We start from the raw sequence: 19,584 nt of genomic DNA on the forward strand, positions 1-19,584 counted from the left end.
GGCTCGTGCGCATCAGGCCCGGCGCAGCCGGACCGTGACGATCTGGAACGGGCGCAGGGTGAGGGCGACCGTACCGTCCGCCGCCGGAGCGGCCACGGCCGGACCCGGCAGCGGCCGTTCCAGGAGGTCGGTCTCGAACGCCGCGGAGAGCGGGAAGCCGGCCGTCAGGGACGCCGTCGCGCGGCCCCCGAGGGATTCGTAGAGGCGGACGACCACGTCACCGCTGCGGTCCTCGGCCAGTTTGACCGCCTCGACCACCACCGCCGCCTCGTCCACGGCCAGCAGCGGGGCGACCGGGCCCGCGCCGGGCACCACCCGCTCCGGCAGGTTCAGCGCGTGGCCCTCGCGCACCGCGTCCGCGATCTGCGCGCCCGGAGCCAGCGAGAACCGCAGGGTGTGGGCGCCCTGGTCGGTCTCCGGGTCCGGATAGCGCGGTGCCCGCAGGAGCGAGAGGCGGACCGTCGTGGTCTGACCCCCGTCCGGCCGCATGTCGCGGGTCACGTCGTGGCCGTACGTGGAGTCGTTGAGGATCGCCGTACCCCACCCCGGCTCCTCCACGTGGATCCACCGGTGCGCGCAGATCTCGAACTTCGCCGCCTCCCATGACGTGTTGGTGTGGGTCGCCCGGTACACGTGTCCGAACTGGGTCTCCGATGCGGATCGTTCGGCCTTCACGTCGAGCGGGAACGCGGCCTTCAGGAACTTCTCCGTCTCGTGCCAGTCCACCTCCGTGACCAGGTCCACGGTCTTGGCCCCGGCCCGCAGCGTGATCGACTGCACGGCGGCCGAGCGGCCGAAGGAGCGGGAGACGCGGACCGTCACGGCGTCCGGGCCGCCCTCGGCCACCTCCAGCGCGTCCAGCTCCACCAGGTCGGTCACGCTGTTGCGGTAGAAGGCGTCGATGTCCCACGCGTCCCACATGTTCGGGAAGTCGGGGTGGATCTGGAGCAGGTTCGCGGCCACCCCCGGGGCCAGCGCCTCCCGCCGCGCCTCCAGGTCGTACGCCGACACGATCAGCCCGCGCCCGTCGATCTCCACCAGAAGCCGCCCGTTGGCGAGGACGTGCCCGCCGCCGTGCCGCTCCTCCACGGTGACCCGCTGCCACCCGGCCGGTGCCTGCGCCGGGCCCGCGCCGCCGGCCGGGACGCCGCGCCGGGTGTGCGGGGCGCAGTTGAAGACCAGCTCGGCGGCGCCCTCCCCGGCCAGGGCGGTCTGCGCGGCCAGCGTGATCCCGCGCAGTTCCTCCCGTACCTCGGCGTAGGTCGCGCGCGCCTCGCGGTGCACCCAGGCGATCGACGAGCCGGGGAGGATGTCGTGGAACTGGTGGAGCAGCACGGTCTTCCAGATCCGCTCCAGGTCCTCGTACGGATACCCGTACCCCGGCACCCGGACGGCGGCGGTGGCCGCCCACAACTCGGCCTCGCGCAACAGCGATTCACTGCGCCGGTTGCCCTGCTTCGTCTTGGCCTGCGAGGTGTAGGTGCCGCGGTGCAGCTCCAGGTACAGCTCGCCGGCCCAGACGGGGGCGTCCGCGTACTCGGCGTGCGCCTTCTCGAAGAAGGCGTCGGGCCGCTCGATCTCCACGCGCGGGGAGCCTTCGAGATCGCGCTGGCGCCGGGCGCGGGCCAGGTGCTCGCGGGTGGGGCCGCCGCCGCCGTCGCCCCATCCGAAGGGCACCAGGGAGCGTGAACCCCTGCCCTTCTCACGGTAGTTGGCCGCGGCGTGCGCCAACTGCGCGCCGCCCAGATCGCTGTTGTACGTGTCGACGGGCGGGAAGTGGGTGAAGACCCGGGTGCCGTCGATGCCCTCCCACCAGAAGGTGTGGTGCGGGAACGCGTTCACCTGCGACCAGCAGATCTTCTGCGTCAGGAACCACTGCGATCCGGACAGCTTCACGATCTGCGGCATCGCGGCGGTGTACCCGAAGGAGTCGGGCAGCCAGACGTTGCGGGTTTCGATGCCGAACTCGTCCAGGAAGAACTTCTTCCCGTAAAGGAACTGACGGGCCATCGCCTCACCGCCGACCATGTTGGTGTCGGACTCCACCCACATGCCGCCGACCGGTACGAACTGCCCGTCCGCGATCTTCTTCTTGATCCGTTCGAAGAGCTCGGGCCGGTGGGTCTTGATCCAGTCCAGCTGCTGCGCCTGCGACATGGCGAAGACGAACTCGGGGTGCGCGTCCATCAGGTTGACCATGTTGGACGTGGTGCGGGAGACCTTGCGGACCGTCTCGCGCAGCGGCCACAGCCAGGCGGAGTCGATGTGGGCGTGCCCGACGGCGCTGATCCGGTGCGCGGAGGCGTGGGCGGGGGCGGCGAGCACCCCGGTGAGACGCGTACGGGCGGCGGCCGCCGTCCCGGGGACGTCCCCGAGGTCCAGCGCGTCGAGGGCGGCGTCGATCGCGCGCAGGATCTCGTACCGCCGGGCGTCGGCCTCGCCGAGCTGCGTCATGAGGTCGTGGAGGACCTCCAGGTCCTGTACGAGTTCCCAGACGTCGGTCTCGAAGACGGCGAGGTCCATCCGGGCGAGCCGGTAGAGGGGCTGGTCACCGCTGGTGCCGCGGTCCCCCTCGTACGTGGCCGAGTGGTCGACCAGGACGGGGTTGGAGGCGGCTTCCACGTACCATTCGACCTGCTCGCCTCCGGCCGCCGCATCGGCGACCCGCACCCAGTCGTTGTACGGGTTCAGCGCCTTGACCTCGCTCCCGTCGGCCCGGTGGACCAGCCCCTCGCACTGGAACCCGGGCATCATCCGGTCGAAGCCGAGGTCGAGGACGGCCTCGACCGTACGGCCGGCCCACTCGGCCGGTACGGTGCCGGTGACCTTGAACCAGGTGGTGCCCCAGGCGGGCCCCCACGTCTCGCCGATCGCGCAGGGTCCGTACGGGGCCGCGAGCCCCTCGCTGACCGGCACGGGCTCGCCGGGTGCCTCCCAGCGCCCGATCGCCAGCGGAACCGGGCGGGAGTGGACGGCGGGCTTGATGCGCTCCTTGAGGACCCGGCGCAGGCGGTGTTCGGTGATGCTGCGGTCGTCGTGCATGACGGCTGCTCCAAGGGAGGGAGGGGTCGTATGACGGCAGGTCGGTCGCGGGACGGCGGATCGGTCGCGGGACGGCAGGTCGCGTGGACTCAGATTTTGACGGCTCCCTCGCCCACTCCTTTGAAGAAGAAACGCTGGAGGGCGAAGAAGAGCAGCATCATCGGCAAGAGCGCCGCCATCGCGCCGGCGGCGACGATCCGCTGGTCGTTGGTGGTGGTGGCGCCGGCCAGGGTCTTCAGGCCGAGCTGGAGGGTGTAGTGGTCGCTGTTGGTGAGGACCAGCAGCGGCCACAGGAAATCGTCCCAGGCGCCCATGAAGCTGGTGATGCAGACGACGGCCAGGGCCCCTTTGGCGGCGGGGAGGAACAGCCGGGTGAACCGGGTCCATTCGCCGGCGCCGTCCAGGACCGCCGACTCCTCCACCTCCCTGGGCACCGCGAGGAAGGCCGAGCGCATGACCATGATGTTGAGGACGGAGACCGCTCCGGGGAGCCACACGCCGATGAGGGTGTCGACCAGGCCCATCTCGCGGACGGTCAGGAACATCGAGATCATCACGGACTCGAAGGGGAACATGAGGGTGGCCACCAGCACCGTGAAGACGGACTTGCGGCCCTTCCACCCGGCCCGGGAGAGGGCGTATCCGCCCATCGCCGCGAAGAGCATGTTCGAGGTGATCGCGAGGACGGCCACGATCAGCGTGTTGCCGACGTACTGGAGCAGCGGGAAGGACTCGGCGACCAGGGCGTAGTTGTCCAGGGTGGGCCGCCGGGGCAGCACCCCGTCGTACACGTTCTCGGTGCGGCCCCGGATCGAGGTCAGGAACTGCCAGACGATCGGCCCGAGCATCACGACGAGCATCAGGACCAGCGTGGCGTACCGGGCGGCGAGCCCGAGCCGTGCGCGGGGCGTGGTGGTCAACTCTCGTCCCCCTTCGACAGGCGGCGGCCCAGCAGGCTGAAGGCCAGGGTCAGCAGGAACAGCAGGATCGAGACGGCGGAGGCGTAGCCGGTCTCGCCGGAGAAGCCGAGGCCGACCTGCCGGATGAGGAAGGGCAGGGTGCGGGCGCCGCCGCCGGGGCCGCCGCTCTCCCCGCCCAGGATGTAGATCTCGGTGAAGACGCGCAGCGCGGAGATGGCCGACAGGGTGCCCACCAGCAGCATCATCGGCTTCACCTGGGGGACGGTGATGCTGAAGAAGCGGCGTACGGGGCCGGCGCCGTCGAGCGCGGCCGCTTCGTGGAGCGAGGGCGATACGTTCCCGAGGGCGGCGAGGTAGAACACCATGTAGTAGCCGAGCCCCTTCCACACGGTGACGATCATGGCGGAGACCAGGAGCATGGTGCTGTCGGTCAGGAACGGGACCGGCTCCGAGACGATGCTGAGCCTGCGGAACACGGTGTTGACGAGCCCGTCGCTGCGCAGCACCCACTGCCAGATCAGGCCGACGACCACGGCCGAGGCGATCACCGGGGTGTAGAAGGCCGAGCGGAAGAACCCGATGCCGGGGACCTTCGCCTGGACGAGCACGGCGAGGGCGAGCGGCAGCAGGACCAGGCAGGGCACGACGACCACGAGGTACAGCACGCTGTTGCCGGTGGCGGTCCAGAAGTCGGGGTCGGCGAAGGCGCGGGTGTAGTTGTCGAAGCCCACGAAGGCGCCGCCGCGCAGGATCTGGGCGTCGGTGAGGGACAGCACGACGGTGTTGACGAACGGCCAGAGGCTGAACAGGGCCACCATCACCAGGCCGGGGGCGAGGAAGAGGTAGGGGGTCCACCACCGCCGGTGGACCAGCCCGGTCTCGGCCTCCATGGCCGCGAGGGCCTTGCGGCGCGCTCTGGCGGAGCGGGCGGGGCCCGGCGTCATTTGCGGGCCGACTTGGCGAGCAGCCGGTTCGCCTCCTCCTGGGCCTTGCGCACGGCCGCCTTCGGGTCCTGCTCGCCCTGGATCGCCTTCTGCATCTCCCGGACGACGGCGTCGCCGACCTGGTTGGTCCACTGGACCGGGGTGTTGGCGTCGAGCGCGGCGCTCGCCAGTTCCCGGGCGCCGACCGCGCGGGCCACCGTCTCGGCGTCCGTGCCGTCGCCCCGGTCCGCGAAGCGCGGATCGGCCAGGCCCTGGGCGTTGGAGGGGTAGATGGTCGCGTTCTTGGAGAACTCCACCTGGTTGGGGCCGTTGGTGACCCACTTGGCGAACTCGGTGGCCGCGTCCAGGTGCTTGGTGTCCTTCCTGATGCCGAGCGACTGGGCGTAGATGCCGATGTGGCCGAGTTTCCCGGTGACGGCTCCCGCCACCTGGGTGCCGGCGTAGATCTGCGGGGCGTTCTGCTTGATGTCCTTGACGAAGCCCGGGGAGCCGGGGCCGAAGACCAGCTTGCCGGCGCCGTACAGCTGGTTGATGTCGTCGGACTTGAGCAGGGACTCCTTGGGCATGGCGCCCTTGGCGTACAGGTCCTTCATCCGCTCGACCCACTCGACGGCCTTGGGGGTGTCGAAGACGAAACGATCCTGCGCGGGGTTCAGGATCGGCACGCCCATCTTCTGCCAGTCGCCGGGCAGGCGGCCCTTGGGGTCGGCCATGAAGGCGGAGTACCGGCCGCCGGACGCGGCGGCGATCTTGCCGGCGTAGTCGAAGAACTGCTCGACACTGGTCGGCGGCTGCGCCGGATCGAGTCCGGACTTCTCGAAGAGCTCCTTGTTGTACGTGAGGATCTCCGGGGTCACGTACCAGGGGTAGGCGTACACGCCGTCGCCCTTCCCCGGGAGCTTGAACTGCTCCCAGGCGCCGGGGACGTACTCCTTGGCTACCTCGGGGTCGAGCCCCGCGACGTCGGCCAGCAGGCCGCGGTCGCCGAGGAGCTGGAAGGAGTCGGTGGAGAGGTTGACCACGTCGGGCAGGGCTCCGGCCTGGGCGTCGGCGACGAGCTTCTCGTTGTAGCCGTCGCCGGGGACGTCCTCCCATCTGACCTTCGCCCCGGGGTACTTCTTCTCGAAGGCGTCGATGACTCCTTGTACGTACGCCGTGAACTTGGGCTTGAGCTGGAGGGTGCGGAAGGTGATCTCGCCGGAGACCTCACCGGTCTTCCTGCCCTCCGCCACGTCCGCGGCGCCGCCGCCGAGCCCGCAGGCGGAGACCGAGAGGAACGTGCCGGCCACGAGCGTGGCGACGGCGGTACGGGTCGCGTTCGAACGGGTCATCGTCGCCACCTTCGGGGGGAGTTCCGGCCTCTCTGCCGGAGCGCGCAGCCCACGCTGACCCCAAAGCCGGATCGCGTCAATGCGGCCGAAGTGCGGTTGGGCGGGTACCGGTGGGTCCCGAATGCCGACGGCGGCCGTGGAGGCAGAGGAAACCGCCTGAGTCAACACCGCGACAACCTGGACTGATGCGCTTTAGTTCCAACCGCCTTCAACGCGATATCGATTCGATAACAACGCCCGTCCGGCAGCGGATGTTGACTGTTTACCGGCACTGCATCGGACCCCGCACTAATGCGCTTTACCTGGCATCCGCCCAAATGCCGTTGCACATGCGGCCTTCGGATGGTCGCGGACGCCCCGCACGGCGTGTAGCTCAGCAGCCAGAGCACCGACCTGCACGGTCGGAGGGCGCCGGGGCGGAACCTGCCACGCCGGCCATGGAACCCGACGCTGGTCAGCAGCCACCGAGCCGAAGCCCGCGGTCGAGGCGCAGCGCGAAGCGCGCGCCGTCTGGCGGCCGTTCGAGGACGAGCTCCTCGCCCGTGAGGCCGCGTCGACGAACAGGCCCGGATCCTCAGCACGTTCAACATGGCCGCCCTCGTCCGCGTGGTCGGCACCGACCCGCCGCCCGGGTGGGACGGCCTGGCGCGCGGGGCGTTCACCGCCGCGCGGCGGCGCTCGGCCACGCCCGCGAAGAGCGCCCGCGCCCGGCGGCAGCTGGTGTTCCGCGTGCCGCTGTGCGACCCGGGCCGGCAGAGGGCCGTACCGGCCTGGATCGAAGCGGAGTTCGCCCGCCTCCCCCGGACCGTCGCGACCCGGCCCTCCCCCGCCTTCACGCGGCTCCGGTCGGCCACCGCTCCCCTACTTCATCCGGTACTCGACCTTTTCGGCGAGCTTTCCGTCCTTGAAGCAGAAGCGGTACACCGTCTCCCCGTCGCCGTCCTCGGCGGACACGTACCAGGAGCAGACGCTGCCTTCGGGTTCGGCGGGACCGCCCGACTTCAGGGCGTCCTTCATGAAGCTCTCACCGGACGGCATCTTCGCGCGGACCGCGTCCTCCGGGTCGCCGACCTTCACGGACCGGTAGACGCCGGGTTCGAGGATGGTCTTGCCCGCGGCGTCCACCACCTTCCCGACGCCGAAGACGAGCGCCCCGACGGCCGCGATGCCGAGCACCAGCGCCACCCCGCAGCCGATCAGACAGCCCTTGCGCTGTGCCACGTCCGTTCCTCCGTACCTTCTGCCCCGCCGGTCTTCCTGACACTCGGAGCTTCGCAAGTCACGGGGATCGCGCGCTGTCCTCCAAAGTCTTCCGCGCCCGCAACGATCGTCGCCGTTCGAGGCCGGACCCCCTCACCCGTGTATACAAGAGGCAAGGACGATACGGACGAAACGAGAGGAACCCACCGTGAGTGAGACCATCGAGCCTCTGATCGTCGTCGGCGTGGACGGTTCGAACCATTCCAAGGAAGCCCTGCGCTGGGGCGTGGCCCAGGCGAAGGCCATCGGCGGCCGGGTACACGCCGTCATGAGCTGGGAGTGGAACACCAATCCGTTCGCCGTCGGTCACGGCACCCCGGACGAGCTGGTCGGCGCCGAGGAGACGGCCCGCCAGCGTCTCGCGGACACCGTGGCCTCGGCCGTCGGCACCTCACCCGGCGTGCCCGTCTTCCGCCGCATCGAACAGGGCTCGCCGGCCCAGGTGCTGGTGGACGCCTCGAAGGAGGCGGACCTGACGGTGGTCGGCACCCGGGGCTACGGCGGCTTCAAGGGCGTCCTGCTCGGCTCGGTGAGCCAGCAGGTGGTGCAGTACGCGGCGTGCACGGTGGTCGTCGTGCGCGAGGGCGAGGACGAGGACGAGGACTAGATCCTCTCGGGAGCCGTCAGGTCCCCCGGGTCGGTGTTCGCTCCGCACAGGACGACGGCCACCCGCTCGCCCAGCGGCTGCGCCGCGGTCCGGACGGCCGCCAGGGCCGTGGCCGCGCCCGTCTCCACCACGATCCGGTGCTCCTCCCACAGCGCGCGCCGGGCCGCCGTGATCGCCGGGTCCGGGACCAGGACGGACCGTACGTTCTTCTCCCGCGCGGCGGCCAGCGCCGCCGCCGAGACCCGGGTGGCGCCCAGCGAGTCGGCGGCCACCGAGTCCACGGGCACGTCGACGAGCCGGCCCGCCTCCAGGGCCGCGTTCAGGGCCCGGCAGTTCTCCGGCTCGGCCGCGACCACCCGTACGCCGTGCTCACGGGCCGCCGCCGCGACACCCGCGAACAGCCCGCCCCCGCCCACCGCGACGACCACGGTGTCCAGCCCCGGCAGCCCCGCCCGGATCTCGTCCAGCACCGTACCCGCGCCCGCCGCGATCAGCGGGTGGTCGTACGCGTGGCTGCTCAGCGCGCCGCTGCCCGCCGCGAACTCCTCGCACGCGGCCAGCGCTTCGGCGTACCGGTCCCCGACGAGCCGTACGTCGGCCCCGTACCCGCGCAGCCGCTCCACCTTCACGCGCGGCGCGCCCACGGGCAGGAACACCGTCGCGGGGACGGACTCCGCACGGGCAGCCCAGGCGCAGGCCAGGCCCGCGTTGCCCCCGGAGGCGATGGTGACGCCGACCTCCGGGAGGGTCCCGGCGTCACGGTGGGCGGCCAGGAAGTTGCGGGCGCCCCGGGCCTTGAAGGACCCGGTGTGCTGGAGGTGTTCCAGCGCGAACCAGAGGCCCTCGGCGGCGGGGACGACGGCGACGGGGCGGACGGCCCCGGCTATCCGGCCGGCGGCGGCGCGTACGGCGGCGTAGTCGAGCTGCTGTTCCACGATGGGGTTCCCTTCGGGCGGCGGGCCGGTCGGCCTCGGTCAGGCGGGCCGGTTGGCCTCGATCAGCTGGCGCAGTGCGCCGTGGTACACGTCGTGGTCGGTCAGGGCGGGCAGTACGTCGGCCAGCCCGCCCGTGAGCACGGGGAACTCCTCCGGGTCCAGTGCGGCCAGGGCCGCCCGCGAGGCGGCCGTGGCGCCGGCCGGATCCCGGTGGTCCACGAAGGCGGCGCTGCCGAGGGTCAGCAGGTACATGCGGCGGTACGCGGTCATCGCCTCGGCGGCCGTCATCCCGGCTGCGACGCTGTCGGCGAGCGCCGGTTCGACCAGCCGGGCCAGCAGCTGGCGGCCGAGCCAGGGCCGGCCGCCGCGGAGCGCGAGCAGCCCGGGGTGGGCGACGAGCAGCCGGTAGAGGGCGGTGAACCGCAGCTCGGCGGCCTCGGCCCAGCCGGTCCCGGGCGGGATCTCGGGCAGCTGTCCGGCGAGGTGCTCCGTGCAGAGGTCGAGGAGTCCGGCGAGGTCGGTGCAGCGGCGCTGGACGGTGGCGTGGGAGACCTCAAGCCGGTCGGCCAGGGCGCGGAAGCTCAGCGCGTGCGGCCCCTCCTCGTCGATGAGGCGCAGGGCGGCGACGGCGATCGTCTCGGGCGTCGCGCGGTCCAGGGCCGCTGATCTCCTCGGCATGAGATACAGCGTATCAGCCACTGGAACATACGGCGTATCACCCGCACGACTCCCCGATCGTGTGACGCCGACTACGCCCATATTGCTGGTCATTGAGCCATAACCGTCGACTTATGTTGACAGAGGGTAGTCGCACCGCTGCACTGAGCGCACTGCAGCCCCACCTCAAGGAGTCTCCGTGCCGCCTCGCCTGCGTGCGTCGCTCCCCTGTCTGACAGCCGCCGCCCTGCTCGCGTTCTGCCTCGCCCCCACCACCGTGGCGACGGCCGAGCCGTACGCCACCTCGGACGCCCCGCTCGCGCTCACCCCGCCCATGGGCTGGAACAACTGGGCGCACTACATGTGCGACATCGACGAGGCCAAGGTGGTCGCGAACGCCGACGCGCTGGTCTCCAGCGGCCTCGCGGCCAAGGGCTACGACACGGTGACCGTCGACGACTGCTGGATGACCAAGAGCCGGGACGCGGACGGCAACCTGGTCGTCGACGCGCAGAAGTTCCCGCGCGGCATGGCCTGGCTCGGCGAGTACCTGCACGCCAAGGGCCTGAAGTTCGGCATCTACGAGGACGCCGGCTCCCTCACCTGCGAGCGCTACCCCGGCAGCGGCTCGCCCGACGGCGGCGGCCCCGACCACTACGCCCAGGACGCCCGGCAGTTCGCGTCGTGGAAGGTCGACTACGTCAAGATGGACGGCTGCAACCTGTGGGTGCCGCCCGGGAAGACGAAGGAGCAGGCGTACCGCGACGCGTACGGCGCCGTCTCCGAGGGGCTGCGCGCCAGCGGCCGGGACATGGTGCTCTCGGCCTCGGCCCCCGCCTACTTCCAGCAGGGCGAATGGGGCGGCTCCGACTGGCACAAGGTCCTCGGCTGGGTCGGCGAGACCGGCCAGCTGTGGCGCGAGGGCAAGGACATCAAGGTCTACAACCCCGCCGCGCCCGCGACCTCCCGGTGGAGCTCGGTGCTCGGCAACTACGGCTACAACCGCTGGCTGGGCCGGTACGCGGGCCCCGGCAACTGGAACGACCCCGACTTCCTGATCGCGGGCGCCCCCGGGCTCACCGAGGCGGAGGGCCGCAGCCAGGTGGGCCTGTGGGCGATGATGGCCGCCCCGTTCATCCTGTCCTCCGACGTCACCAAGCTCACCCCGGCGGGACTGGCGGCCCTCGGCAACACCGACCTGATCGCGCTGGACCAGGACCCGATGGGCCGCCAGGGCGCGGTGCTCTCCGCCAACGCCACCTTCGAGGTGCTGGCCCGCCCGCTGGCCGACGGCGACCGCGCCGTCGCCGTGCTCAACCGGTCCGGCAGCGCGCGGGACATCTCCGTACCGCTCGCCGACATCGGTCTGTACTCCTGCACGGTCGACGCCAAGGACCTGTGGACCGGCAGGAGCGCCGAGGTCTCGACCTCCCTCACGGGGAAGGTGGCCGCGCACGACACGGCGGTCTTCCGGCTCACCCCGCGCCAGGGGTGCGGCGCGGCCGTGCCGACCGGGCAGATCACCGGCAACGGCGCCCAGTGCGCCGACGGGGTCAACACCACCGGCGTGGGCGCGGTGGTCCTCGCGCCGTGCACCGCCGCCGGCGACCAGCGCTGGGTGCTCGGGCCGCAGGAGAGCGTTCGCCTGACCGGCAAGTGCCTGTCGGCGGGCGAGGGCGGGGCCGTCGCACTGGCCGCCTGCGCACCCGGTGAGCCGGGACAGCGCTGGACGCACCGCCGGGACGGAGCACTGGTCGAGGACGCCGGCGGGCTCTGCCTGACGGCTCCCGCCGCTGCCGCCACCCCGGACGCCCCGGCCGAGCGACTGCGCCTGAGCGACTGCGGCGACCACCGCGTCGACCAGGCCTGGTCCCTGCCCGTCTGATCACACGGATCGGTGACTCATCGCATGACGAACTCCCCACTCCGGCCCCGGCGGCGCGCGCGGCTGCGCCGCCGGGTCGCCCTCGCCACCCTGGCGGCCCTCCTCGGCGCCGGTTCCCCCGCCCTCGCCGGTACCGCCGGTACGGGCGACGCGGCCGGCGTACGAGACCGCGCGCCCGCGCACGCACCGGACGGCCCGCCCGGTGCGCCGGGGCCCCGGGCCTTCGACGCCGGGCCCGCGCGCGAGGCGCTGGAGCGGCTGCTGCCGCACCACGCCGACCAGTTCACCCTCGTACCGGACCCGGCCGCCGGGGCCGACCGCTTCACCGTGTCCGGGTCGGCCGGCGCGATCACCGTGCGCGGATCCACCGGCGCCACCCTGCTCACCGGTGTCGGCTGGTACCTCCAGCACGTGGCCGGAGCGGACATCGGCTGGCCCGGCGACAGCATCGGAATGCTGCCCGCGCGGCTGCCCGCCGTACCGGCGCCGGTCACCCGCAGCGCGCTCGTCCCGCACCGCTACGCCCTCAACGACACCGACGACGGCTATTCGGGCGCGTACCGCACCTTCGAGCAGCACCAGCGGCAGATCGACCTGCTCGCCCTGCACGGCATCAACGAGGTGTTCGTCCAGGCCGGCGCCGAATACCCCTACTACCGGGCGCTCCAGGGCTTCGGCTACTCCGCCGCCGAACTGCGCGAGTGGATCCCCGGACCCGGGCACCAGAGCTGGTGGCTGCTGCAGAACCTGAGCGGGTTCGGCGGCCCGGTCTCGGAGCGGCTCATGCGGGAGCGCGCCGAGGTCGGCGGGCGGATCGCCGAGCAGTTGCGCGGGCTCGGCATGACCCCCGTGCTGCCCGGCTACTTCGGTACGGTGCCCCCCGGGTTCGCCGCCCGCAACACGGGCGCGAAGACGGTGGCGCAGGGCGACTGGGCGGGCTTCGACCGGCCCGACTGGCTGGACCCGACCTCCCCGGCGTTCGGGAAGCTGGCCGCCGCGTACTACGCCGAGCAGCGCGCCGTGTTCGGGGACAGCGCCATGTACCGGATGAGCCCGCTGCACGAGGGCGGGACGGTGGGCACCGTCGACGTGAAGGCGGCCGCCGGAGCCGTCCAGAAGGCGCTGCACGCCGCGCATCCGGGCGCGATGTGGGCGGTGCTCGGCTGGCAGGACAGCCCGAAGGCGGAGCTGCTCGCGGGGGTGGACACCTCGAAGCTGCTGATCCTGGACGGGCTGTCCGACCGGTACAACAAGCTGGACCGCGAGGCCCGCTGGGGCGGGGTCCCGTACGCGATGGGCACGATCTACAACTTCGGCGGGCACACCACCATCGGCGCGAACACCTCGGTGTGGATCGAGCGGTTCGGCCCCTGGCGGGCCAAGTCCCACAGCGCGCTGAAGGGCATCGCCTATCTGCCGGAGGCCACCGGCACCAACCCGGCCGCCTTCGACCTGTTCACCGATCTCGCCTGGGAGCCGGGGACGATCGACCAGCGCAAGTGGTTCGCCGATTTCGCGGGCCGCCGCTACGGGCGCGCCGACAAGGAGGCCGCCGCCGCCTGGGAGGAGCTGCGCACGGGCCCCTACAGCACCTCCTCCGGCCTGTGGTCGGAGTCCCAGGACAGCCTGTTCACCGCCCGGCCGGGCCTGAGCGCGGTGGGCGCGGCGTACTGGAGCCCCAAGTCGATGCGCTACCCGGCCGACGCGGTGCGCCGTGCCCTGGACCACCTGCTCAAGGTGGATCCGAAGCTGCGCGGCTCCAGCGCGTACCGCTTCGACCTCGTGGACACGGCCCGGCAGGCCCTGGCCAACCACTCGCGCGTGCTGCTGCCGAAGATCAAGGCCGCGTACGAGGCGAAGGACCTGACCCGGCTGCGCGCGCTGACCGCCGAATGGGCGGACGGGGAAAGGCGGTTGGACGCCGTCACGGGCTCCGACCCGAACTTCCTGCTCGGCGACTGGCTGGCGGCTGCCCGCTCCTGGGGTGCGGACGAGGCCGAGCAGGACCGGTACGAGTACGACGCCCGCTCGATCCTGAGCGTGTGGGGCCGGCGCAGCACCAGCGAGGGCGGCTTCCTGCACGACTACGCGAACCGCGAATGGAGCGGTCTGATCGGGGAGTTGTACGCGCCCCGCTGGGCGGCCTACTTCGAGACGCTGGAGGAGTCCCTGGTCCGGCGCGCGGCTCCCCGGGAGATCGACTGGCACGCCTACGAGGAGGACTGGGCCCGGCGCACCACCCGGCACCCGAGCGGGGCCAACGGCCCGAGCGGGGATCCGCACGCCCTGGCTTCGGACATCGCGGCCGCCCTGAAGTCCTGGGAGGGGGCCGCCCGCTGAGCCCTACACCACCCGCGGCGACGGCCACCGGACGATGCGCCGATCCTCACCCGGCCGTGGGAATCGGGGTACCCGTGCGGGGGAGAAACCGCCGGAAGTGGGACGCGCGGGACGCGCACTCGGTTGACTGGCCCGGAAGGACCACCAGGGGCGGCCGTCGGAACATCCGGCGGCCGCCCCTTCCGACGCCGTCACGCGGCCCGACGCCAGCAGGAGTGGACCGAGCATGTCCCAGGAGACGCCGCCCGCCGAGGACCGCACCCCGCCCGTGACCCTGGAGCTGCTGGCGCTGCTGGCCGCCGGAGCCGCCGATCTGGCCCTCGACCAGTTACGGCAGTCCGCAGACCGGGCCCAGGAGGCACTGCGCCGGTCCGACCTGCGGGAACTGCTCACCGACGGGGTCGTCGAGCTGCGCAAGCGCGGCGAGCTGGCCACCCGCCGCTCGGGCGCGGCGACGGAGAACCATCTGGAGGCGATGGCCCGCCGGGCCGCCGAGCGGGTCGCCTCCGAGGGCCACCCGCGTGCATGACCACACCGGCTTCAAGGAGCGCATCGACGAGGTGCTGGTCCGGCTGGCCGACGAGGAGGAGCGGGCGCTGCTCGCACTGCACGCCGAACTCTCGCCGCTGTCGGGGCAGCTGCGGCGCTCGCTGGCCGGCGGGAAGCGGCTGCGGGCCGCGTACCTGTACTGGGGCTGGCGGGCGGCCGGACAGCCCGACTGCGAGGGCGTGATCCGGGCCGCGGCCGCGATGGAGCTCGTGCACGCGGCCGCGTGCACGCACGACGACATCATCGACGGCAGCCGGATGCGGCACGGCCGGCCCACCGCACACGCCGCCTTCGCCTCCGGTACGGGTGCCGGACAGCGCTCCACCGCCCTGGCGATGGTCCTCGGCGATCTGCTGATGGGCTACGCCGGGTACGTGTTCAGCTCCTGCGGGCTGCCCGGCGCCTACCTGGCCCGGACCGTCCCCCTGTGGGCCGCGCTGCTGCGCGAGACGATGGCGGGCGAGTTCCTGGAGGTGCTCCGCACCCGCGCGGAGCAGGTCCCTCAGGTGGCGGAGTCGCTGGAGGTGGCCCGCTTCAAAACGGCGAAGTACACCGTCGAGCGGCCCCTGCACCTCGGCGCCACCCTCGGCGGGGGCCCGCGCGCCCTGCTCGACGCCTTCTCCGCGTACGGGCTGCCGCTCGGCGAGGCCTTCCAGTTGCGCGACGACCTGCTCGGCACCTTCGGCGACCCGGCCAGGACCGGCAAGTCGAACGCGGACGACCTGCGGGACGGCAAACCGACCGCGCTGCTCGCCCTGACCGTCGCCGCGACAGACGACGACGGCCGGCGGCTGCTCGCGAAGCTGGTCGGCCGCCCCGACCTGAGCGCCGAAGAGGCCTCCGCCGTACGCGCGTTGATGGAGCGCTGCGGTGCCCGGCAGCAGGTCGAGGACATGATCCGGGAGCGCATCGCCCGGGCCGTCGGCGCACTGGACTCCGTACCGATGCCCGCGGAGGCGCGGTCCGCGCTGCGCGAGCTCGCCGGCACCGCCGCCGAGCGCTCGCTGTAACCCGCCCCCTCCCCACACGAGAAGGACGAGTCACGTGACCACCGCCGAGAACGCCTCCGCCCCGCCGCGCCCCCGATACGACGACGCCGCCCTCGACGCCCTGGCCGCCCAGGGCGATCCGCTCGCCGACGAGACCGTCGCCGCACTGATGCACCGCGGCGAGGTGGGCGACCTCAATACGCTGATGCGGTTCTTCACCACCGCCGGGGACCCGCTCCCCGAACGGCTACCGGCCTCCGCACGCGGCTACTTCGAGACCACGGCCCTGCCCCCGGCCTGGGTCGACTGGGACGTCATGGAACAGGCCCGGCTCTTCTTCATGGACAACGCCGCCCACATCAACACCGGCCTGTCCTTCGCCGCGATGCCCGTCAGCTACGCCGTCCCCCGGATGGCCCGGCTGCTGTCCTCCACGCACTCGCTCGCCTACCCCTCCCGCCGGATGGCCAACACCGGCCAGTTCGTCACGTACCTCATGCGGACCGACTCCTTCGCCGAGGGCGGCAAGTTCATCCCCGCCGTGCAGAAGGTGCGGCTGCTGCACGCGGCGGTGCGCCACCACCTGCGCCACGGCGGCCACTGGGACGTGGAGCGGGACGGCCTGCCCATCTGCCAGGAGGACATGATCGCCGGGCACACCTTCTTCTCGCTGCTGGTGCTCGACGCCATGCACCGGCTCGGCATCCACATGAGCGACGAGGGCGCGGAGGCCTACTACTACGCCTGGCGGGTCGTGGCGGCGCTGCTCGGCTGCGACATGGCGGCCGTACCGCAGGACCTCGCCGGGGCGCGCGCGTACTGCGACCTCTACCTGGAGCGCCATCTCGGGCCCTCGCCCGAGGGCGTGGTCCTCAATGCCCAGCTGCTGCGGCTGTACGAGGACGTGGTACCCGGCACCCTCTTCGACCCGATGGTCCCGGCCACGGTCCGCTTCCTGGTCGGCGACACCATCGGCGACTGGCTGGAGGTCCCGCGCAGCCCGTGGGACTCGGCGGCCAGGGCGGTCCCCGTGGTGCTGGGGCTGCTGGAGACCATCGAGGACAGCGGTCCGCTCGCGGAGTGGGCGCTCGACAAGGCCGGCTCGCTGCTCGCCGGCTTCGAGCTGTCCGCGCTCACCCGGGGACGGGTCATGCACCACGCCATCCCCACCGAGCTGAAGGCGGAGTACGGGGTGAAGGCGCCGCGCACCGGGCGCTGGGTGCCGCCGGCGCCGGCGCGCTGAGCCGAACCGGCGCCGGCGCGCTGAGCCGAACGGGCGCGGCCGGGCGCAGGTCCGCCCTGGCCGGAGTCACACTGGAAGCTCACATTCCGGGCAGACGGCGACGGTGAGGCGGACGGTGACTTGCCCATGACGACCCCTGTGAAGGCGGACCCGGGACGGCGGCGCCGCGTCCTGGGCGGCGCCGTCTGCGGGCTGGTCTCCGCCTGCGCCGGACTGGCCGTGGCCGAGCTGGTTTCGGCGGCGGTCCGGCCCGAGGCCTCCCCCGTCACCGCGGTCGGCGAAGCCGTGGTCGACCGTACGCCGGTGGGCGTCAAGGAATGGGCGATCCGGGAGTTCGGCACCGCCGACAAACTGCTGCTGGCCCTCGGGATCATCCTCGTCCTGGCCGCGGTGGCCGCCCTGGCCGGAGTGCTGGCCGTACGGCACCTGCCCGCCGGAATCGCGCTCGCCGGCTGTTTCGGGCTGGTCGGGGCGGCGGCCGCGCTCAGCCGGCCCGAGGCGACCTGGCACGACGCGCTGCCTTCGCTGGCCGGCGGAGTGGCCGCGGCCGGCGTGCTGTACGTACTGGTCGGCGCGCTCGCCACGCCCCGTCCGGTGGGCGCGCCGCCGGGCGGGGCGTGGTCGATGGACCGGCGCGGCTTCGGCCGGCTGGTCGGCGCGGCCCTCGTGGCCTCGGCGGGCATCGGGTACGCGGGGCGGCGGCTCGGCGCGTACGGCGCGGCCGGGGCGACGGCCTCGCGGGCGGACCTGGTCCTGCCGGAGCCGGCCGTTCCCGCGCCGCCGGTACCGCCCGGCGCGCAGCTGCCGGTGCCCGGGATCTCCCGCTTCATCACCCCCAACGCGGATTTCTACCGCGTGGACACCGCCCTGGTCGTCCCCCGGGTGGACGCGGACACCTGGAGGCTGCGCATCCACGGCGAGGGCGTCTCGAACCCGCTCGAATTCGGGCTGAGCGAGCTGCTGGCCCGCCCCCTCGTCGAGCACGACATCACCCTCTGCTGCGTGTCCAACGAGGTCGGGGGCCCGTACGCGGGCAATGCCCGCTGGCTCGGCGTGCGCCTGGCCGACCTGCTGCGCGAGGCGGGGGTGCGGCCGCCCTCGCAGGGCGGTCCCGCGGACCAGCTGGTGGCCCGCTCGGTGGACGGCATGACGCTCGGCACGCCGGTCGAGACCGTGATGGACGGCCGGGACGCGCTGCTGGCCGTCGGGATGAACGGCGAGCCGCTGCCCTTCGCGCACGGCTTCCCCGTGCGGATGGTCGTACCGGGCCTGTACGGGTACGTCTCGGCGTGCAAGTGGCTGACCGAGCTGCGGCTGACGACGTTCGCGGCGTACGACGCGTACTGGGTGCGCCGGTCCTGGGCACAGCGGGGCCCGGTCAAGACGCAGTCCCGCATCGACACCCCGCGCCCGTCCGCCGAGCCGGTGGAGGGGCGGGTGGCGGTGGCGGGGGTGGCGTGGGCGCAGCACCGGGGCATCGCCCGGGTGGAGGTACGGGTGGACGCCGGCCCGTGGCAGGAGGCCCGGCTCGGAGCGTCGGACGGCAACGACACCTGGCGGCAGTGGGTGTGGGAGTGGGAGGCGGCCCCCGGGCGGCACACGCTGGAGGTCCGGGCCACGGACGGTACGGGGGCCGTCCAGACGGGTGTGCGCGCGGGTACCGTCCCCGACGGGGCGACCGGGTGGCACTCGGTGTCGGTGCGTGTCCGGCCGGGACTCGGGAGGAAGGCATGATGCGGACATCCTGGGAAACCGACCCGCACGTCAGGAGCCGGCCCTCGTGGAGCTGACCAGTACGGCGTTCCTCGCCACCCTGATCACCGTCACCGTGTTCGCGATGCTCGCCGCGCTGCTGCTGTGGAACCGGATCCCGGGGCCCGGGTGGGTGCGCTGGCCCCTGCGGGTGCTGATGATCGCGCTGTGCCAGCTGACCTCGATCGCGGTGATCGCGACCTGGATCAACGGCAGCTACGGGCTCTACTCCTCGTGGAACGACCTGCTGGGCACGGAGAACGCGCAGAACTCCTCGGCGATGACGGGGCCGCCGCTGGGCCGGGCCAGGTTCACCCAGGGCGGGGACGGTACGCAGAGCACCTATTTCCGCGGCTCGCATTCGAAACTCGCCGGGCAGGTGATCGTGTGGACCCCGCCCGAGTACCGGGTGCCGGGCGCGGAGAAGACCCGGTTCCCGGTGCTGGTCCTGCTGCACGGGTATCCGGGCTCGCCCCGCACCTGGACCGACCTGGGCGGGATGCCGGGGACGCTGGACCAGCTGGTCCGGGTCGGCGCGGCGCACCCGTTCATCGTGGTGATCCCGGACGTGTACCCCGGCGGGGTGAACACGGACTGCAGCAACACGCCGACGCGGAAGGTGGCCAGCTGGCTCGCGGAGGACGTGACGGACCTGGTCGCGAAGAACTTCCGCACCCTGCCCGAGCCGGGCGGCTGGGGGCTGATGGGGGTCTCGACGGGGGCGTTCTGCGCGGTCAAGCTGCCGCTCCAGTACCCGAAGGTGTTCCGGGCGGGCGCGGCCCTGGACCCGGACCCGCTGGCCGGGGACCCGGAGGTGCTGTCCGATCCGGTGCTGCGCGAGCGCAACAGCCCGCTCTGGCTGGTCCGCCAGGCCGGGAAGAGCGGAAGGGACGGAAGGGGCGGAAAGGCCGATGTGGGGCTGTTCCTGGCCACCTCGGCGCAGGACAAGGACAGCCCGCCGGCGCAGCTGAAGGCCTTCAGCCGGGCCGCGGCGGGCAGCCGGGTCCGGGTGAAGACCTTGATCCGCCCCTCCGGCGGCCACAACTTCCAGACCTGGACGGCGATGTACCCGGACGCGCTGGGCTGGCTGAGCACGGAGCTCTCCCCGCCCGGCGACGGCCGCGGCTGAT

At 72.6% G+C, this 19,584-nt stretch carries 15 protein-coding genes and 1 tRNA gene; 9 read left to right on the forward strand and 7 right to left on the reverse strand.

Features of this window, described 5'->3' with window-relative positions; all coding sequences use genetic code 11:
• Nucleotides 1-12: 12 nt before the first annotated feature.
• The 4 genes from ACFYXV_RS07535 to ACFYXV_RS07550 form a co-directional block, all read right to left on the reverse strand.
• Nucleotides 13-3,042, reverse strand: coding sequence for an alpha-mannosidase (locus ACFYXV_RS07535; protein WP_389382290.1), 3,030 nt, complete (start codon nt 3,040-3,042; stop codon nt 13-15).
• Between the two features lie 89 nt (nt 3,043-3,131).
• Nucleotides 3,132-3,962 (reverse strand): carbohydrate ABC transporter permease, encoded by an 831-nt coding sequence (locus tag ACFYXV_RS07540; protein WP_385465613.1) that lies wholly within the window; start codon nt 3,960-3,962, stop codon nt 3,132-3,134.
• The gene (locus ACFYXV_RS07545; RefSeq protein ID WP_389382292.1) at nt 3,959-4,906 is read right to left on the reverse strand and encodes a carbohydrate ABC transporter permease; all 948 of its coding nucleotides are present in this window, start codon (nt 4,904-4,906) and stop codon (nt 3,959-3,961) included. The genes ACFYXV_RS07540 and ACFYXV_RS07545 overlap by 4 nt, the downstream gene beginning before the upstream one ends.
• Nucleotides 4,903-6,237 carry an ABC transporter substrate-binding protein gene (locus ACFYXV_RS07550; RefSeq protein ID WP_389382293.1) on the reverse strand — a complete coding sequence of 445 codons (1,335 nt, stop codon included), beginning with the start codon at nt 6,235-6,237 and terminating at the stop codon, nt 4,903-4,905. Before ACFYXV_RS07550 ends, ACFYXV_RS07545 begins: the two co-directional genes overlap by 4 nt.
• 362 nt (nt 6,238-6,599) lie before the next feature.
• On the opposite strand from ACFYXV_RS07550, the gene ACFYXV_RS07555 reads away from it, so the two are divergent.
• A tRNA-Cys gene (locus tag ACFYXV_RS07555) sits at nt 6,600-6,675 on the forward strand.
• Nucleotides 6,676-7,098: 423 nt separating this feature from the next.
• Here ACFYXV_RS07555 and ACFYXV_RS07560 read toward each other — a convergent pair.
• Nucleotides 7,099-7,458 carry a hypothetical protein gene (locus tag ACFYXV_RS07560; protein WP_383338630.1) on the reverse strand — a complete coding sequence of 120 codons (360 nt, stop codon included), beginning with the start codon at nt 7,456-7,458 and terminating at the stop codon, nt 7,099-7,101.
• A gap of 187 nt (nt 7,459-7,645) precedes the next feature.
• Here ACFYXV_RS07560 and ACFYXV_RS07565 point away from each other — a divergent pair, with 187 nt between their 5' ends.
• A complete protein-coding gene (locus ACFYXV_RS07565) occupies nt 7,646-8,104 on the forward strand; it encodes a universal stress protein (protein WP_385465625.1) in 459 nt (152 codons plus the stop codon).
• Here ACFYXV_RS07565 and ACFYXV_RS07570 read toward each other — a convergent pair.
• Together ACFYXV_RS07570 and ACFYXV_RS07575 are read right to left on the reverse strand one after the other, a co-directional pair.
• On the reverse strand, nt 8,101-9,039 hold the full coding sequence (locus ACFYXV_RS07570; protein WP_385465628.1) for a serine/threonine dehydratase: 939 nt from the start codon (nt 9,037-9,039) through the stop codon (nt 8,101-8,103). The two genes, ACFYXV_RS07565 and ACFYXV_RS07570, sit on opposite strands and share 4 nt — an antisense overlap.
• Nucleotides 9,040-9,078: 39 nt before the next feature.
• Nucleotides 9,079-9,717, reverse strand: coding sequence for a TetR/AcrR family transcriptional regulator (locus ACFYXV_RS07575; protein WP_389382295.1), 639 nt, complete (start codon nt 9,715-9,717; stop codon nt 9,079-9,081).
• Nucleotides 9,718-9,895: 178 nt separating this feature from the next.
• Here ACFYXV_RS07575 and ACFYXV_RS07580 point away from each other — a divergent pair, with 178 nt between their 5' ends.
• The 7 genes from ACFYXV_RS07580 (at nt 9,896) to ACFYXV_RS07610 (ending at nt 19,583) form a co-directional block, all read left to right on the forward strand.
• The gene (locus ACFYXV_RS07580) at nt 9,896-11,581 is read left to right on the forward strand and encodes a ricin-type beta-trefoil lectin domain protein (protein ID WP_389382297.1); all 1,686 of its coding nucleotides are present in this window, start codon (nt 9,896-9,898) and stop codon (nt 11,579-11,581) included.
• A gap of 24 nt (nt 11,582-11,605) precedes the next feature.
• The gene (locus tag ACFYXV_RS07585) at nt 11,606-13,921 is read left to right on the forward strand and encodes an alpha-N-acetylglucosaminidase (RefSeq protein WP_389382298.1); all 2,316 of its coding nucleotides are present in this window, start codon (nt 11,606-11,608) and stop codon (nt 13,919-13,921) included.
• A 226-nt stretch (nt 13,922-14,147) separates the two neighbouring features.
• Nucleotides 14,148-14,450, forward strand: a complete 303-nt coding sequence (locus ACFYXV_RS07590) for a hypothetical protein (RefSeq protein WP_385465640.1) — start codon at nt 14,148-14,150, stop codon at nt 14,448-14,450.
• Nucleotides 14,443-15,480: a polyprenyl synthetase family protein gene (locus ACFYXV_RS07595; RefSeq protein ID WP_385465643.1), complete on the forward strand. Its 1,038-nt coding sequence runs from the start codon at nt 14,443-14,445 to the stop codon at nt 15,478-15,480. Before ACFYXV_RS07590 ends, ACFYXV_RS07595 begins: the two co-directional genes overlap by 8 nt.
• A 34-nt stretch (nt 15,481-15,514) precedes the next feature.
• Nucleotides 15,515-16,702: an oxygenase MpaB family protein gene (locus ACFYXV_RS07600; protein ID WP_385465646.1), complete on the forward strand. Its 1,188-nt coding sequence runs from the start codon at nt 15,515-15,517 to the stop codon at nt 16,700-16,702.
• 126 nt (nt 16,703-16,828) lie between these two features.
• Nucleotides 16,829-18,436 carry a molybdopterin-dependent oxidoreductase gene (locus tag ACFYXV_RS07605; RefSeq protein ID WP_389382300.1) on the forward strand — a complete coding sequence of 536 codons (1,608 nt, stop codon included), beginning with the start codon at nt 16,829-16,831 and terminating at the stop codon, nt 18,434-18,436.
• A 46-nt stretch (nt 18,437-18,482) separates the two neighbouring features.
• Nucleotides 18,483-19,583: an alpha/beta hydrolase gene (locus tag ACFYXV_RS07610; protein ID WP_389382301.1), complete on the forward strand. Its 1,101-nt coding sequence runs from the start codon at nt 18,483-18,485 to the stop codon at nt 19,581-19,583.
• Nucleotide 19,584: the final 1 nt, after the last annotated feature.

The organism is Streptomyces sp. NPDC002181 (assembly GCF_042890485.1).
Classification (GTDB): Bacteria; Actinomycetota; Actinomycetes; order Streptomycetales; family Streptomycetaceae; genus Streptomyces.